Annotated in this window: 23 protein-coding genes; 10 read left to right on the forward strand and 13 right to left on the reverse strand. The window is 45.8% G+C overall.

Annotation, left to right across the window (positions count from 1 at the left end; all coding sequences use genetic code 11):
* Window positions 1-83: 83 nt before the first annotated feature.
* Window positions 84-809, forward strand: a complete 726-nt coding sequence (locus IPP75_06380) for a hypothetical protein (GenBank protein QQS69501.1) — start codon at window positions 84-86, stop codon at window positions 807-809.
* Window positions 810-1290: 481 nt separating this feature from the next.
* On the opposite strand, the gene IPP75_06385 is transcribed toward IPP75_06380, so the two are convergent.
* Window positions 1291-1707 (reverse strand): four helix bundle protein, encoded by a 417-nt coding sequence (locus IPP75_06385; GenBank protein QQS69502.1) that lies wholly within the window; start codon window positions 1705-1707, stop codon window positions 1291-1293.
* 54 nt (window positions 1708-1761) lie between these two features.
* Between IPP75_06385 and IPP75_06390 the strand changes: the two genes are divergently transcribed.
* On the forward strand, window positions 1762-2745 hold the full coding sequence (locus IPP75_06390) for a group II intron reverse transcriptase domain-containing protein (GenBank protein ID QQS69503.1): 984 nt from the start codon (window positions 1762-1764) through the stop codon (window positions 2743-2745).
* Between the two features lie 124 nt (window positions 2746-2869).
* On the opposite strand, the gene IPP75_06395 is transcribed toward IPP75_06390, so the two are convergent.
* From IPP75_06395 to IPP75_06440, 10 genes are all read right to left on the reverse strand, one after another.
* The gene (locus tag IPP75_06395) at window positions 2870-3292 is read right to left on the reverse strand and encodes a hypothetical protein (GenBank protein ID QQS69504.1); all 423 of its coding nucleotides are present in this window, start codon (window positions 3290-3292) and stop codon (window positions 2870-2872) included.
* Window positions 3289-4137: a hypothetical protein gene (locus IPP75_06400; GenBank protein ID QQS69505.1), complete on the reverse strand. Its 849-nt coding sequence runs from the start codon at window positions 4135-4137 to the stop codon at window positions 3289-3291. Before IPP75_06400 ends, IPP75_06395 begins: the two co-directional genes overlap by 4 nt.
* Window positions 4138-4240: 103 nt before the next feature.
* Window positions 4241-4555 carry a hypothetical protein gene (locus IPP75_06405; protein ID QQS69506.1) on the reverse strand — a complete coding sequence of 105 codons (315 nt, stop codon included), beginning with the start codon at window positions 4553-4555 and terminating at the stop codon, window positions 4241-4243.
* A gap of 2 nt (window positions 4556-4557) precedes the next feature.
* Window positions 4558-4932, reverse strand: coding sequence for a KTSC domain-containing protein (locus IPP75_06410; protein QQS69507.1), 375 nt, complete (start codon window positions 4930-4932; stop codon window positions 4558-4560).
* Window positions 4929-5774: a DUF2569 domain-containing protein gene (locus IPP75_06415; protein QQS69508.1), complete on the reverse strand. Its 846-nt coding sequence runs from the start codon at window positions 5772-5774 to the stop codon at window positions 4929-4931. Before IPP75_06415 ends, IPP75_06410 begins: the two co-directional genes overlap by 4 nt.
* Window positions 5774-6166: a hypothetical protein gene (locus tag IPP75_06420; protein QQS69509.1), complete on the reverse strand. Its 393-nt coding sequence runs from the start codon at window positions 6164-6166 to the stop codon at window positions 5774-5776. The genes IPP75_06415 and IPP75_06420 overlap by 1 nt, the downstream gene beginning before the upstream one ends.
* Window positions 6166-6834 (reverse strand): hypothetical protein, encoded by a 669-nt coding sequence (locus tag IPP75_06425; GenBank protein ID QQS69510.1) that lies wholly within the window; start codon window positions 6832-6834, stop codon window positions 6166-6168. Before IPP75_06425 ends, IPP75_06420 begins: the two co-directional genes overlap by 1 nt.
* An 8-nt stretch (window positions 6835-6842) precedes the next feature.
* Entirely contained in the window at window positions 6843-7382 is a 540-nt protein-coding gene (locus IPP75_06430; protein ID QQS69511.1) for a DUF4190 domain-containing protein, read from the reverse strand.
* A gap of 328 nt (window positions 7383-7710) precedes the next feature.
* Window positions 7711-8133: a hypothetical protein gene (locus IPP75_06435; GenBank protein ID QQS69512.1), complete on the reverse strand. Its 423-nt coding sequence runs from the start codon at window positions 8131-8133 to the stop codon at window positions 7711-7713.
* Window positions 8134-8135: 2 nt separating this feature from the next.
* Entirely contained in the window at window positions 8136-9023 is an 888-nt protein-coding gene (locus tag IPP75_06440; GenBank protein ID QQS69513.1) for a hypothetical protein, read from the reverse strand.
* A gap of 212 nt (window positions 9024-9235) precedes the next feature.
* On the opposite strand from IPP75_06440, the gene IPP75_06445 reads away from it, so the two are divergent.
* Complete coding sequence (locus IPP75_06445) at window positions 9236-9529, forward strand: hypothetical protein (protein QQS69514.1); 294 nt, start codon at window positions 9236-9238, stop codon at window positions 9527-9529.
* 37 nt (window positions 9530-9566) lie between these two features.
* Here IPP75_06445 and IPP75_06450 read toward each other — a convergent pair whose 3' ends face one another.
* A complete protein-coding gene (locus IPP75_06450; GenBank protein QQS69515.1) occupies window positions 9567-10241 on the reverse strand; it encodes a hypothetical protein in 675 nt (224 codons plus the stop codon).
* Between the two features lie 232 nt (window positions 10242-10473).
* Between IPP75_06450 and IPP75_06455 the strand changes: the two genes are divergently transcribed.
* The 3 genes from IPP75_06455 to IPP75_06465 all read left to right on the forward strand — a co-directional run bounded on the left by IPP75_06455 (window position 10474) and on the right by IPP75_06465 (window position 11723).
* The gene (locus IPP75_06455) at window positions 10474-10809 is read left to right on the forward strand and encodes a DUF3768 domain-containing protein (protein QQS69516.1); all 336 of its coding nucleotides are present in this window, start codon (window positions 10474-10476) and stop codon (window positions 10807-10809) included.
* Between the two features lie 73 nt (window positions 10810-10882).
* Entirely contained in the window at window positions 10883-11359 is a 477-nt protein-coding gene (locus tag IPP75_06460; protein QQS69517.1) for a hypothetical protein, read from the forward strand.
* Between the two features lie 58 nt (window positions 11360-11417).
* On the forward strand, window positions 11418-11723 hold the full coding sequence (locus tag IPP75_06465; GenBank protein ID QQS69518.1) for a hypothetical protein: 306 nt from the start codon (window positions 11418-11420) through the stop codon (window positions 11721-11723).
* 406 nt (window positions 11724-12129) lie between these two features.
* On the opposite strand, the gene IPP75_06470 is transcribed toward IPP75_06465, so the two are convergent.
* Entirely contained in the window at window positions 12130-12912 is a 783-nt protein-coding gene (locus IPP75_06470) for a replication-relaxation family protein (protein QQS69519.1), read from the reverse strand.
* A 218-nt stretch (window positions 12913-13130) separates the two neighbouring features.
* Here IPP75_06470 and IPP75_06475 point away from each other — a divergent pair, with 218 nt between their 5' ends.
* The 4 genes from IPP75_06475 (at window position 13131) to IPP75_06490 (ending at window position 15299) form a co-directional block, all read left to right on the forward strand.
* Window positions 13131-13283 carry a hypothetical protein gene (locus IPP75_06475; protein QQS69520.1) on the forward strand — a complete coding sequence of 51 codons (153 nt, stop codon included), beginning with the start codon at window positions 13131-13133 and terminating at the stop codon, window positions 13281-13283.
* Between the two features lie 28 nt (window positions 13284-13311).
* Window positions 13312-13515 (forward strand): hypothetical protein, encoded by a 204-nt coding sequence (locus IPP75_06480; protein ID QQS69521.1) that lies wholly within the window; start codon window positions 13312-13314, stop codon window positions 13513-13515.
* Between the two features lie 73 nt (window positions 13516-13588).
* On the forward strand, window positions 13589-13813 hold the full coding sequence (locus IPP75_06485) for a hypothetical protein (protein QQS69522.1): 225 nt from the start codon (window positions 13589-13591) through the stop codon (window positions 13811-13813).
* Window positions 13800-15299, forward strand: coding sequence for a recombinase family protein (locus tag IPP75_06490; GenBank protein QQS69523.1), 1500 nt, complete (start codon window positions 13800-13802; stop codon window positions 15297-15299). Before IPP75_06485 ends, IPP75_06490 begins: the two co-directional genes overlap by 14 nt.
* The last annotated feature ends 5 nt before the right edge of the window (window positions 15300-15304 follow it).

Genomic DNA, 15304 nt, shown 5'->3' on the forward strand with positions numbered 1-15304 from the left:
CTCAAACCAAAGATAAGCTCGTCGCATCCATATGCGAACCATCGAGTAAGTCTACGGCGATCACAGAAAGGAAGTGAGCCATCATGGCAAGCTTCTTCGACACCACCATCGGTCAGCAGGTCGAGTTCCAGCGCGTGCTGGCCTCGGCAGGTTTCACCGACAGCGACATTGCCCGCATCATCAAGGAGCCGAATCTGGCCTCCACGATGTACGTGGCGATCCAGCCCAAGGCCGTCGCGACTGTGCCGTCCTGGTACGTCTCGCCCGAGCGTCAGCTCGAATGTGCCCGTCAGCTCTGGCCGAACGCCGTTCTGCCCGAGCCGCCCAAGGAGTTCACGCCCCGGACGAAGTCCGAGGTACTGCTTCTCCACGTGCCGGACACGTTCGATAACCTGTGGAACCTGGTCAACGCCCCTGAGGGCTACACCAAGTACCGCTGGGAGGGCGTCAAGTCAGACAAGCGGAATCTGCGTCTCGCGCCCAACAAGGTCGAGTACACGGAGCCCGTCTGGCTGGCCTTCGACCCCGAACGTGGCAAGGGTGAGCGTCCCGACTCCTTCTGGGGTCAGGCCGACACCGCTGCCAGCGAGGTCTTCTCGGCGCTGATCCAGTTCCCTGAGTGGTCACTCGCGTGGTTCAATGGTGCTTCGGCTCCGAACCTCACGGGCTACCAGCTCAAATACGACGGGAACTGGTCGAACGTTCCGTACCTCGGCCGGTGGGACGTCGACCGCCAGCTGGGGCTGCGCGACCGCTGGGCTGACAGCCGGAGTGACAGCTGGTCGTCTCCGTCGGTCAGGGAGTGCTGATACTGGAACCTTGGTTCCTTGGTATCCGGAGGGGTCTTGTATTCTTGGACTTTGGTCCTTGAAAACTTTACCTCTCCGGATACCTGCACTCACTTTTTGAATTTGTCTCTTATCTGTTCCTCTGCTTTAGCAGAGGCGCTTTTAATTTTTTGCTAAAATAGGAAATGAATTGGTTACTGAACGTATGTTCATGGATGTACGTCACCGATTCCGTGTTTTGAAACTGACAGAATTATCTTATTTACGGATGAGGTAAGTGCGCAGGCAAAATATCGAGCACTCCGTGCAATCCGCTAGAGATATGTATCTCGTATAAAATACAGAGTTTGGATGCGTCTGGACTCAGTGGCACCGGACGGTGGATTGCGCTATACCGACTGGTCGAACGTTCCGTACCTCAACCGGTGGGACGACGACCGCCAGCTGAAGCTGAACGACAACTGGGCTGACAACCGGAATGACAACTGGTCGTCTCCGTCGGTCAGGGACTGCTCGTGATAGATTTTAGCCAGCCTCCCAGCATGCGTCCAATCTCGTTGCAGGTTGAGTCAAGCTGCTGGTAGGTCTGGTTAGAAACGCATTTACAGTCTTTGCACAGATTGAGGAGCAGGCGGAGGCTATCGAGCCGTACGGATGCTTCTTTGATATAAGCGGCCTTATCGGATGGTTTAGTGCTACCAGCAGCTCGCAGTGACAGTCGCAGGAGCTCAAGTATTTCGCTCTGACACGTCGCGCCGAGACCGTAGCGCTCTGATTTTGGAAATGCAATTAAACAATCATGAAAGGATTCATATAGGTGATAGACGCTGTTGACAATGGGAACTTTCCGCAGCGCGGAACCTCTCTCTCTCTCTCTCTCTCTCTCTCTCTCTCTCTCTCTCTCTCTCTCGATAGCCACGCTCAAACCAACCCTCTCAAAGTAATAATTACAGACATTGTATCTATTAAAGCATTGTCAGCCGCATGGCGGAAGTTCTCGCGAGGTAAAAAATCGAGGAAAGATGTCGCCTTATACCAAAAGTATCTTCAAAAAAATCTCGCTGACATACATGCACCGCTTTCATCTGGTCTCTACAAGCATAAATCCTACCAACGATTCACCATACATGACCCAAAACAACGCCAGATACATAAAGCAACGGTAGCCGATAGAATTGTACATCAGGCAGTCGTTACGGCCATTGAACCACTCTTCGAGAGGCGATTTATATACGATAGCTACTCTTGTCGCGTCAATAAAGGTGCTCATGCTGGCGTGTCGCGCCTGAAAACTTTTCTTGCCGGTACAAGCAAAAATGACACAAAAGGAGTATATGCGCTCAAGTGCGATGTACGAAAATACTTTGCTTCGATTGACCACGAGATATTACTGGGCCTTATTGCTCACCATATTCAAGATGATGCAACTTTGGAGCTGATACGAACGATTATTCTGAGCCATGGTGCTGAAACCGGTAAAGGCATTCCGCTCGGCAATATTAGCAGCCAGTTGTTTGCGAACATATATCTCCATGAATTGGATTGGTTTATGAAACAAAGCCTTGGAGTTAAGCAATATATTCGCTACTGTGATGACTTTGTGATCGTCTCATCGGACAGAGCATACCTCGAAAGCCTCATTACACCCATTCGTAATTTTCTAAAAACCGAACTTCAACTTGATTTGCATCCATCAAAAGTGTCGATTCGATCATGGAGACAGGGCATAGATTTTCTTGGCTACGTCTTACTGCCACACGCCACCGTGGTCCGCACAAAAACACAAAAGAGAGTACATTCAAAAGTTAATGCCGACAATTACTTGTCTTACCTTGGGGTATGTTCTCATGCAAATGCCTATAGGCTCTCGCAAACTATCCGTAACGTAGTTTGGGCCGACGACTCACAGCAAGCGCAAAATCACGCGACCAAGAAAGCTATAGGTGATTTATCATAGCTAGTAGGTCGCGTGAGACTTCGACTTTTCTAAAGAAAAATCGAAGTGGTAGTAAAAGTCGCCAAAAAAGAAGACTCCTGTTCCCTCGCAAGCGGTGAAACACGAATCTTCTGAGCCTATTGTATCAAACGTTTATTTTTTCAGTAAAAGTTTGAAGTGTAACGAGTTCCTTAATCATTTGGTCAGGCACATTACGAAGGTCTATCTCAATCCACGAGTTTACTGCGTTGTGCTCATGCAGATCTATTTTCTCGCCAGTGAAGCAGTCATCATCAAACCAAAGAAACGGCTTAGTGAAGTCGATTGCTTCCGTCTTTTTCAAGCTCCATGTTACCGGCTTGAACTTTTCAAGCCATGGACGGATGTTCTCATGACTCGCACGTTGGAGATACTCAATGGCATGTTCTGTCGTGCCATCCATGCAATGAGTCGTAAGCCAGTAGACATCAAAGTGTTCGACGGCATACTTGATGAACTCGGTTGCACCGATTGCAAGGTTCTCTTCATTGGCAAGTAGAACGCCATCAATATCTAGGTAGACGTTCAAGCTTCTTCCTTTAGATACTCGACAATCTTCATTACTTCCTCATCTGACACATAAGGCGCTTGAAGTTGGACAACATCTTTTGTAGTTAGATCGCTATATAGAAGTGCACCTTGGGAAGATAACTTTTCAGCGCCTGTACTATTAAGTAATCGTACGCTATCAATTTCAGATGCAACTGCAAAAACAATGCGGCCAAAGATATTAGCTAACAGTATATCTGTGACGACATCCTTGCTTGGTCGCTGAGTTGCCAGATACATGTGTATGCCAACTGCTTTTGCTTTTTGACTTAATGTGATAAATGCTTTTTCATAAAACGAGCCATTGACCATCATGAGATCGGCAATTTCCGTGGCGACTATTACGATATAAGGTAGCTTGCCTTGAGCTTGATTGTATTGGTCAATATTATTCACTCCTGCATTCGCAAAAAGTTCAAATCGTCGATCCATCTCTTCAAGTACCTGACTAACCGCTCGCTCTGCTGATTCGGGGTCTTGAACAATCGGAGCAAGAAGATGAGGAATGCCCTCATACGGAGTTAATTGCACCATCTTTGGATCAATCAATACCAGCTTTAGGTCATCAGGGGTGTATCTATACAGCAAGCTCAGCACGAACGCCCCCTCATCATAGCTAGCGTGGCCCGATCCTACATGGCCGCTTGAGATAAAATGTCCAGTGGCGCGAAAATCGGCTACCGTTAGTACGCCATCGGCATTTGTGCCAACAGGAAATACCAGGGGTGAAGCTGCATTTATAAGCTCTTCTGATTCAATAGCGCTACGCAAAGAGCTCTGTTCTTTCAATAGGTCTATCGGTGGCAGTATGGAGGAGTTATTCATATTGTTTAGTATAGCAAGTATCGCTTAATGATTTTCTAGTATACGGCCATCCTAGTTTTACTAGGATGGGACTTCGACTTTTCTTGCAGAAAAATCGAAGTGATTAAAAACCTAGCCAGTAGCTTTCGGTATCGTCAGGGATGTTTTTATACTCTATGAACTTCTCGCAGTCTTCCTGCTTTGCGCTGCGCTCAAAGATAAAGTAATCACTCTTAATATCTCCTGTTTTACCGCGTTGAACTCGTGCCTCACAAATCAAGTTCTTCTCATCTGTTTCGGCTTCTTTGCTCAGCTCACTCGCTTCCTTGTCTTTGTAGTGCTGAGAGGTGAAATAAAAACCCCCATAAGCACCACCAGCCAGTGCAGCAATAATAAAGGCGACGAGTACATATTTATTGATAGATACGGTATTTTTCATATTTAATATCTCGGAACAGGATTCTCTCTACAATCGAAATTACTTTTAATGTCCTGTTGATAGTATGCATCCAAGGATGCAGATGATTTAAGACCACTCCACGTACTGCTAGGCATGCCACAATAATGATAATAGGTACTGCCAAGCTTGATGACCAAATACTCGTTCACACTATCATACCAAGCACCTTTTACAGTTGAGTCTGACTTGTCGAGTGGCTCAAAATTGCTAGCTGAAATATTTACTTTATCATCACGGTATTTAACATTCACATAGCCAGAGCCAGGGGATGCAAAGATTGCATATAGTATAACAACACCTATTAGTATCGCGAGTCCGATATATACCCATGAATAGTTTTCTTTATGCTGTGTCATTTCGTTAGCGTAGCCTTTACCCGCTTAGAAACAAGGAAGTATGGGATCCAGATACAAGAAAAGATAATGGCTCGACCAATAGACCCACCTTGCTTACTCATCTCGCTATCGACATTTATGTTGTACTCGCTAAAGATTGAGCTTGCCCATGCGTAATCTACGACACCAAGAACTATATTTGCCACCAAGAATGCGATAGCAACATGTTTGGCGAGTCGTTTATGCTGCGCAAGGAGCACAATTAACCAGATTGCTACAGCGGCTAGTGCTGCGAACTGGAAGACTTCAAACCATAGAGCAGGCATCATGGCCGCAACGAACCCGGGAGCTTGTGACCTTACAGATTCAATCTCGTTGAATGCGGATGGGTACGTAAAGATTTGAAAGATATTATAAATGATCGCGATACCTAGCCCGACAATAAAGTATGCCAGCCAGCCTTCAAGTCCGATCTTCTGATCGCGTCGTTGCTCTTTTGTTATTTTGTCGGGATTAGTGGTTTTTGTAAGGTAGGAATCTCCAGGCGACAATTGATTTTTCAGCTTTTCTGCTTTCGCATAAGTTTCGCCACGCATATCTATCGCTTGATTGATAAAATCTAGCGCATCATCGTCATGTCCATTGAAGTAATGAACTAACGCCTGTAACTCATAAAGTTTATATCTCGCCGTACCGATTTCGTCACTATATTGGTACTTTTCAGCTAAGGAATCGAGTCGTTTTTGAACTAGAGCCAGTAGTGCTTTATCTTTTTCGCGAGATGTTGCATCTTTGAGGTTTGCCTCGACGACTTTAATTTGTTCTATATAAGTCTGGCGAGTTTTTGAGTGTGGAAGTTGCACTATTCTAAATCTCCCCAGTCTCGCGAATCTTTATCTTTTGTAGCAGTCGCAGTACTCCCTTGAGGATTGCGACGCTTATTGAGAATGATAATACCGAAGACGAGGCATGGCACAAAAGCTAGCATGCTTCCGGCACCGAGTAGGAACAGTACGACATTCGAGATAGTCCGAAACATTGACGTATTGTCACTGCCGTTCAGTTCCTGTCCGTCTACACCTTGCGCTATGCTTGCACCATCCGAAAGACTTGGTGATGAAGTATCAGACACGGGCGCGGAGCCTGCAAGAATAAAGTTGATAATTGCATACAAAATAATTGATAATATGAGTCCGAGTGCTGGCCCGATAATCAAAAATATTGGTAGTTTTAGGCTTTGTTTTTGTTGCGTCATTACTCTAGGTCTCCCCATGTTCGTTTAGTGTCATCTGGCTGCTCGATATCTATAACTTCATCGTGTCGGGTTGCGTGTTTTTCGGCACGAGTAAGAGCATATGTAAACAGTAGTTGAATAACCAATGAGATGATGAGGATAGTAACAAGCACAGGGAATGCTTGCCCGAGAGTCATGCCGAATATACCAATACAGATCATAAGTGCGACAACACCGAGTGCAAGGAAAAATGTTGTCATACCTGTCGAGGTATTGTCCTGTTCTTTAGATGCCATGTATTGCCATGGCGCAAGCACAACAGCATAGAGCCATAGGAGACTTGCCCAAAGCGGTGCGGATGGCGAGCTTAACGCAATATCTGCGATGTAATATGTCGAGACAGCGATAAGCCCATACGTATACGCAATACCCAGCAAGCCAAAGATGAAAAACAATACATATTTACGCTTTTCGGCAAAAGCCGCCGCTGGTGCGGCAAAGAGCAAGCTAGGCATAAGGAATAGACCAATAATCATCGCGCCAAACATCATATAGAGTAAGCCACCGATAAATAGTGACCACTCACCAGCGACCATTAGCCATATACCGCCAACAATTCCACCGAGTACGTTCAGTATGAGAATAGGAGCGCTTAGCGCTGTAATGAGACCGGTAAAGAATCGTTCCATATTAACACCTACGAACCCTGGCAGTATGTTGAACCGTTCTCAAGGAGAATAGTGATTGAGTAAGCACGCTCAGATGATGCACCATCGCAGTTTTTACCGACTGAATAGACGGCGCTATCTGTTGTTGGGTCACCCTCACTAGTGAGAGCTGTAACCTGACCAAGACTAGAGGTTGAAAGATCGCTTGGAGCTGGAAGCTGTCCGCGATTAGTCGTTTGGAAGTTCAGTACATCAGTAGTCAAAACGGTAACGTCATTTTTACGGGCAGTATCGCGCTGGCTCTTCTGTAATGCGGGAAGTGCAGCTTGTACCATCCAAACGATCAGTAAGCTAATAACGATGCCAATGACGCCCGTAACAATACCCGCTACTGCCTTTTTGTGACCTTGTTTCTTGAGAGAGTTCACGCCAAGGATAATAGCAATAACACCTAAAGGAATGCCAATATACCATACGATAGAAGCAACGATTGCCAAAATGCCAAGTACTAATGCCGCCGTTGAGTGTCCTTGACCACCCGTCTGTTCTGTTTTGCTCGCTTCTGACATGTCGTATGTTCCTCACTTTCTCTAAAATTAAAAAAACGACAACCATTCTAGGTTGTCTAGGCCAAACAACAAGAGTCAAGCTCCAGTGTCTTTCGAATGGTTGCCGCTTTCAAAGCTTGACCAAGATCAAAAGACCTTTCGTGTTGTTTAACCTAGACATTTCCGATTATAGCTGTTAGTGGTCAGTTTTACTACATGCATCAGCTATTTATCAGTAAATATTTTTTCGCGTTGCTTCCTTACCCGTTCTGGTTGATTGTAGGTAGAATGACGGTAATAATCTCGTCAGTCTCCTGTTGAGTCAGTGGTCGTCTCTTCTTTTTCGAACTCATACGATGAAATCCTCGATATATTCAATCAAGGCGGGGTGAGCATCAAGTGAATTCGCCAGCCCCTGCGGTGCTGTAAATCCACGCTTCTTCAACTCTTTGAGAGGGATAACCCCATCCTCAGCTTCACCTAAAAGCTTCAAGCGAAAAATTCGTGGAAAGCTTGCGAGGTCTTTAGGGTAGACACCCCCAGCCCAGAATCGACGGTCATCAATTTTAGTGGCCATCGTAATATCGTCAGCCACCACTTCCAACTTATAAACTATTCCACCTCGCCCACGGGGAGGGATAACTTCGTATACATACACGAAATCACCAACCTCAAACTTATTGTTCGTTACCCAGTCCATTTGGCCATTAGTTTGAAGCGATGCCTCGGCATTGTAGGTTGCTGGATTTGATGCGATTACCCATGTACTCATAGTTACGCCCTTGTGAAAGTTAGTGATGAACGGTCGATATACTTATTGCAGGTATTTAGGACATATTGAGACAGGTACTTATCGGAAACTTCTGTGCAGTAGAAACTAAACAGTTCTGTCGGCAATAGCATGTTCGTGTCCGAATACCAGTTAGTGCGGTCTTTGATCCACTCGTCATTCCCGTAAAGCGTCATAAGCTGGCTCGTCAGGTCATGTAGCGTTTGCTGGTCAAGCTGCGCTTGCCAGATGTGGTGCAAATACTCGTGCGCTACAACAGTTTTTTCATAGGTTGGATCGACGCCCTTTTTGACAGTGATCGTACCGTATGAGAAGGTGCCGTCGCTATTTATGACTGGTGAGTATTCACCATTGGTCGTGGCATTATCATACCCGTCTACATACTTCATAGTTACATTATCAGTAAGCTCGTCTTTACCACCGACGGCATGCAGTATGGCGACTATGTTGTCATCGCGTGACACCGGCGGCTTAATTGCCTCAGGATTGCGCGTAATGAAAGCCATTGTTAGTCCTGTAGCAAAGATACCAACCCAAATATATACGCCAAGAACTTTTGCGCCTGATCGGAAGAATAGACGCTTACGCGTCTTTAGTAGCCACTTAACGAGTAGTAGCACGGCAACTAGAATGGTCACGAAACCAAAGAAGTATAGCTCAAGGAGGAATATACCTTGCGTGCCTACGGTATCAGCAAACTCTTTATTCTGAATATTGTTCGTTAGCACGACCCCAAGGATAGATAGCATCACAATGAATGCAGGAACAGCTATTACGATTGGCCATATTGCTGCCCACGATAGTCCATAGAGGAATCGACGAAGCCTGGTTGGTTTTTTGTTCTCAGTCTTTTCTTTTACTTCGGTACTCATGGCTCGATTATACAATAAAAAGTATTATTAATTAATCTCTTCACTTCACGTACTCGTTCATTATACGGGTCGAGCAAACGCATCAAGGTCGTATTCACCCCTGAATACGATTTTTCTTTTAATTGATGTATTCAAGGGGAATCTCCACCTGTGACGCCTTTGCCATGCGACCCCGTACTGGCAAGCCGTTACGTAAAGTAAAGGAGGAAGACATGACTAGCGTAGCTCTAGAATCATCAACTGTAACCACCGAGTACAACGGGTGGACTAATCGCGAGACGTGGCTCACGAACCTGTGGCTGAACAACGACATGGGTAGTTACGAGCAATTGCAAGAAATCTGCCGCAAGGATTGCAAGCTGTGGGAGAAGGCCGAAGAGCTTGAGACGCAGTTCCAAGACCAGCTTGAAGATATGTACGACTATCCGACCTTTTGGTCAGACATCATCGGCACGGCACTCGATAGAGTGGACTGGCACCGAATTGTCGAAGCTAACATGGAGTAGCCACGACACGTCCTGAGTATGACGAAAAACTGCTTTTTTACGAAGCCTTTATGAGACTAATCGCACTCAAGGCTGGAGTAGCCTCATCTAGCTGACTAGCTTCATCGCAGACCGCTCGAATATCTATGTAGCCACTATCTAGTGGGATGTAACCCTGCGCATTACCTCGCTTGAACGTCTCGCCGCCATTCGTGTTGTAATCAAATTGGTGAAGAACGTATGATGTATCTCCGTCTGGCGTGTTCATTGTTAAGGTTTTACTCCCAACCTCTGTAACGGTCGTGCCCCATCCTTTGTTTTGGCTAATCATGTCGGCGATAGCCTTATCGGGTTCGATCGTACCGTCCATATAGAATGTTGAGACGAAGCAGTGCGCGCCTGCTGTATCTTGCTCGGGATTACTACATTTTGTCGTGACCTTACACTGATGCAGAGAAATATCAGCGATAGGCCACTTAGTATCTTTTGGCGTATTACTGTCAGCAGTACTAGGATCTGGATAATTGTTGCCAGATGTCCACCAGCCTGGAGTTTTTGCGTTATCGTACACAAATTTTACGGGATGGGTCTTTTCTTGAGCGGTAGATGCAGCCTCCGACTTTTGATGCCATACCCATAATGTAATACCGAGTGTAACAATTGCGATTAAGACAATCAGCGCGATAAGTAGTTTTGATTTTTGAAAATGAATTGTTTGTTTCCTAGTATTCATACCCGTAGTATACCTTGTTGCATCAAAATGGCATAAGCGTTACAAGCATCAGTGTGTTCATGTAAGAGGCTTCCTCCCTCTGTCTTTTCATTATACGGGTGAACCACAAGCCCCAAGGTCGTTCGTCCCTTGGTAAACGTCAAGGGGCGCTCCACCTTGACCCTTGCGGATTCATCCCGAGCCCTTTTGACAGAGAGGCAGGAAGTCCTCTCGATAAAGCAAGGAGGGTCTTATGGACACCGAAACAATAGCAAACGAAACATCAGCAAAGATTGCTGCGTTGAATGACGCGGCACGCAGTAATGCTGCGAACTACATGGCGACACGAGGCATCATGTCGCTCGATGAAGTGACTATCGGTGAAATCTTCGTCGCCGTGCAGGACTTTAGCAAATTCACGGAAGACAACGATCCCTACGGCGAGCATGATTTTGGCTCGTTTACGGTAGCCGGTAACAAAGTCTTTTGGAAGATAGATTACTACACACAGGACTTGTCTAGTGGGTGCGATCCGCTAGACCCGGGGTGTAGACGAGTTCTCACCATCATGTTAGCCGAGGAGTACTAGCTCCTCGGTTTTTTAGTCCTGGGTAGGACTTATGAAACTGCCCGACAAAGTTTAATCCTAAAGGAGTTTAGATATGCATTACTTAGTACGATTAATAGTTGAAGCTGATAGCGCTGAAGAAGCGAATAGTCAGGCAGATTCCGTGATGATGGATCTCATCGAATGGAGAGAGTTTGACTGGTATCACACCGAAGCTGACGATAGCCGGTGGGAAGATTGCTGGAAACCGATGCGTCTGAGCACCAAGAAAGCGCAAGCTATGGTACAGGATGCGATGCAAGGTCAACTTGCAGAGTTCAAGCAAACAATAGCGACTATCCGCATTATGCTAGACAGCTATAGTGACGAGCAGATATTTAACGAGGAGTTCCAGCAAGTGGATGGACACTACCTGTCTCGATATCAGTTCAGTCGAGCGAGCGGCTACCATGCGAATGCGTGCCAGCTTTTCGGTGAGGGTGGAGATTCCATCACGAGCCAGAAGCAGCTTGAATGGTACTTGAAAGATACCACTAGATTATGGGTTGTCCAAGTAGACTGCCATAACTAAGCAGTACGTCCTGAGCATGACGATAAACGGCTCGCTTTTTTAATTTAAGGAGAATGTTATGAAGATTAGTGAAAATATCCTACGAGAAGAATATAGCTACCGTGGCGGCGGTTGCGAGCTGAACTTGACTGAGTTTGGCTACGAAGATGAGCTTTTGAGTGCTTACCAAAACTATCTAGGTGGTGGCATGCTTGGCTCGATTGGTAATAGCTGTACTGTCGAGGATTGGCGGCAAGATGAGAAACTCATCAAGCTAGCCGATGAGCTGCGAGAATACTATCAGGATCGGATGTATGAGTTCGAGTGTATCGACGAATATAACGAGATAACCGAGGGGCGACCCATCAGTTATCCAGGGCTGTAAGTAGCCCTCATCCTGAGTAAGATGTAAAACTACTCATCAGGAACAGGCACACTGGCCGCACCATGCAACATAGCCCTTTGGGCTAGTTGCATCGTCCGTCCAGCTCAAGCAGCAGATAACGACACCGCTCCATACTTACCCCCTCGGACTATCACATGCGTCCCGCAGTGAAGTCCTCGTGTGCAAGAATGAATCATGTCCTGGACGTACCTCTGGTACGACATCGGTTAATAATTAAATGATTAGTCACCATCAAGCACGACGGGCGGCACGTATTCTCCTTTGGAGAAAACGTACACACCCGACGCACTCGCTGGCAACAAAGGCTCGTAATAGATCAAACAGGCGCGACCATGACACGACGCAAGCTTACGCGTCATCGTCACGCTATCCTCATATCCGTAAACTAATCGAAAAGCGCAGTCTGTTTTTTCGGGTTAAAGGGGGAAGACCAGATATGTGCGGCTGGTTTGTCGAACGCCGTGAGTGCTGAGGCGAGTATCGGCAGTTCACCCTCATCCATGCCCATGCCCTCTAGCTTCTTGTTTGTGGTATAGAGAAAGCTGAACTTTGCGGCGCTATCTTTTAAGACAAAACATATATGGGGATAGTTATCACCCTCCCAGCTTTCATCTTCGCTATGCGTGATAATTTCATCGAGGCGCTTGCGGACTATATATGGTGGCTTATCATCGGCAATGACTACGATAGCCTCTTTACCGTCTGGTGTGCGTATGTAGAGGTCTGGACGGTTTTTGGGGAATTGTCGGAAACGGTTGATCTCGGTCTTTGAGAACACGGCCGAGTCTTTAGGCAGGTATTTGATAATAGCCGTGTAGCATTGTATGAGCTTCATGCTATGACTAACGAAATCATCAGTCATTTCATCATTCTTGTACAGGGCATGTACAACAGACTCTTTGACATCCATGAGCTTGCGGACGGCCGTAACGCCGCTTTTATTCAGGTAATAATAGGCAGGCTTTCTATCAATACGGAACTTCGGCTCATAGACTTTTGCCACTAACTTTTTACTAACTAATTGCTCTAATACTTCATAGACACTGACCCTATGAATACCCATAACATCTGCTAATAATCCTGCTGATACAAATCGAAACTTGAATAATAACTTTAAGACACGTTGCTGCTGACCTGTTAGTTTTTGACCTTTTACATCTCCATCCATCACTACTTCTCTCTCCTATACGTAGTATATATAAAGGGAGAGTAAATGTATAGCTTCTGTATCTGTTAATAAATACCTATTTACCTGCTATGCACAGTAGGTAAATTATACATCAAGATATTGGGTAATTAGTATTGCTTTTTATTTTAATTAGTAATACTATTTATATAGAGGTTGTACATTAATAATTCGGCTAGTTACAGGTAAAAAGGAGGGGTATGATTGACAGAGAATTACTCGAAAAAGAAGCAATGGCGGAAGTGTGTGCGTGCTGGTATTACGACCTAGCGGACACGCTTTATGAGACACCAGACAGCGACTTACAGGCTATCGTTAGCCATTCACATAAATGTGAGACTTGTGGCCATTAAATAGCATTACATGTTAAAATAAGGACATATGTCCAGAAAGATAGTCAGTATGCAAATTCGTGTCACAGACGACCTGCGCGAACGAGCAAAGGTTGTTGCAAAGAAAAATGGGCTTACGTTAAGTGAGCTTATACTTCAACTGCTGGCAAGCACTGGAGACAAGCAGCTCAAAGAGCTAGCTAAAAAAGAACTCGATGAGCGCCCAAAGCCAGGACGACCCTGGGATAAATAAAACTATTATCTAGCCGAATTGTTAAGACGTACCAGCCTCGGAACGTCTTTTTTAACGTATTACGGAGGGTAATATGGATCGCAACAGTACAAACAATTCGCAGGAAGTCGCCGCAGGCTTCTACTCTCCGAGTGAGGAGCAGATTGTATTGCTGCAATCTATATTGCAGAAAGAATCACATGAATCAGTTTCGCTCAAAGAAGCGCAGGAGGTGGGCATACAGCTCGTGTCACTCTACGAGTGTCTGGCAAGGGATAGGACGCCCCCTATTGGAGTAAGAGGAAATGATGAATCCTGATGAAATAGGCGTTATTCTCGCTCGTGTCTCAACTAAGGGGCAGGAAGATGAGGGTTATTCGCTTGAGGCTCAGGTTAAAAATCTGAGGATGTATTGTACGAATACGCGAATCAATCCGATTAAAGTCTTCAAGATTGCTGAGTCCGCATCAAAGACTGAGCAGCGCAAGATATTCAAAGAAGCCATGCAGTTTGTGGAGAAAAAACACGTTAAGAACCTCATTGTCGAAAAGGTAGACCGCCATGTGCGCAATCTGCATGATGCGGTCGAGACGCATGACTGGCTCACTAAAGACGAGACGAGAAAAGTACACTTCGTTAAAGATGCAATTGTTCTACATAAAAACTCTCGATCTCAAGAGTGGCTTAACTGGGGTATGCGTGTCGTTCTTGCTAAGAACTACATCGATAACCTACGTGAAGAAGCCATGAAAGGATGGGCCGAAAAACTAGCGCAAGGCTGGATGCCAGCACCACCACCCCCAGGCTATATGACCGTTGTTCGCGATGGTAAGCGTATTCACGACTTCAACCCCGAAACCTACAAGTCTATGCAGCGAATTTTTCAGCTCATGCTTGAACCTCAGTACACCATAGAAACGATCCGTCATAAAATGACAGAGTTTGGGCTGGTGACCGGTAAAGGCAGACCATTCTCCAAGAGCCATGCACATAGAATACTGACAAATCCATTCTACATAGGAACCATTCGCTTTAATGGCAACGAATACCCAGGTAAGCAGCCACACCTGATATCCGAAGAGCTGTTTAATGCAGTACAAGCCAAAATCTCACGCAAACGACCTGCGAAGTATCGCAAGCACAACCCATTACTCAAGGGTGTAATGATCTGTGAACACTGTGGTAAGAACATTACGTGGCAGCTCCAGAAAGGCCGATTGTACGGCTCATGTCAGCGTAAGTTAGAGGCTTGCAAGAAACAGAGCTTTGTCCGCGAAGATGCCGTCCTAGAGCTTATCCAAGGCAAGCTGGACGAACTTATCTGCCCATCTCCTGAGGTTATAACGTGGCTGACGACGTTACTGCATCAAGACTTCCAACTGTCAGTCAACAACGTCGAAGAGGCCCAGAAAGCCCTTGACGAGCGAATTGAGCGTATCAAGCGGATGGATGACATGCTGTATGACGATAAGCTGGCCGGACTTATTTCTGGCGAGCGCTATCAGAGTAAGCATGATTCATTCATTAGTGAAATTAATGATCTGCAAAAGCAGAAAGGAGGCGTAAGCCAAGAATACGAAACTAAGTACATGAATGGGATATCCGAGATAGAGCTGTCACAGGACGCTAAACGGCTATTCGCAGACGAAAATACAAGCAGTGACGACAAACGAATAATTTTAACCAAACTATTCGAGAAGATCAGCCTAAAAGACAATTCCGTATCTGTTACGTACACCAAACTGACACAGGCAATAGCTCGAAATAGCGGTTTAAGTAAGGAGATTTTGGGATATGCAAAATAACGATA

It is taken from the genome of Candidatus Saccharibacteria bacterium, from assembly GCA_016700375.1.
GTDB lineage: Bacteria > Patescibacteriota > Saccharimonadia > Saccharimonadales > UBA4665 > JAGXIT01.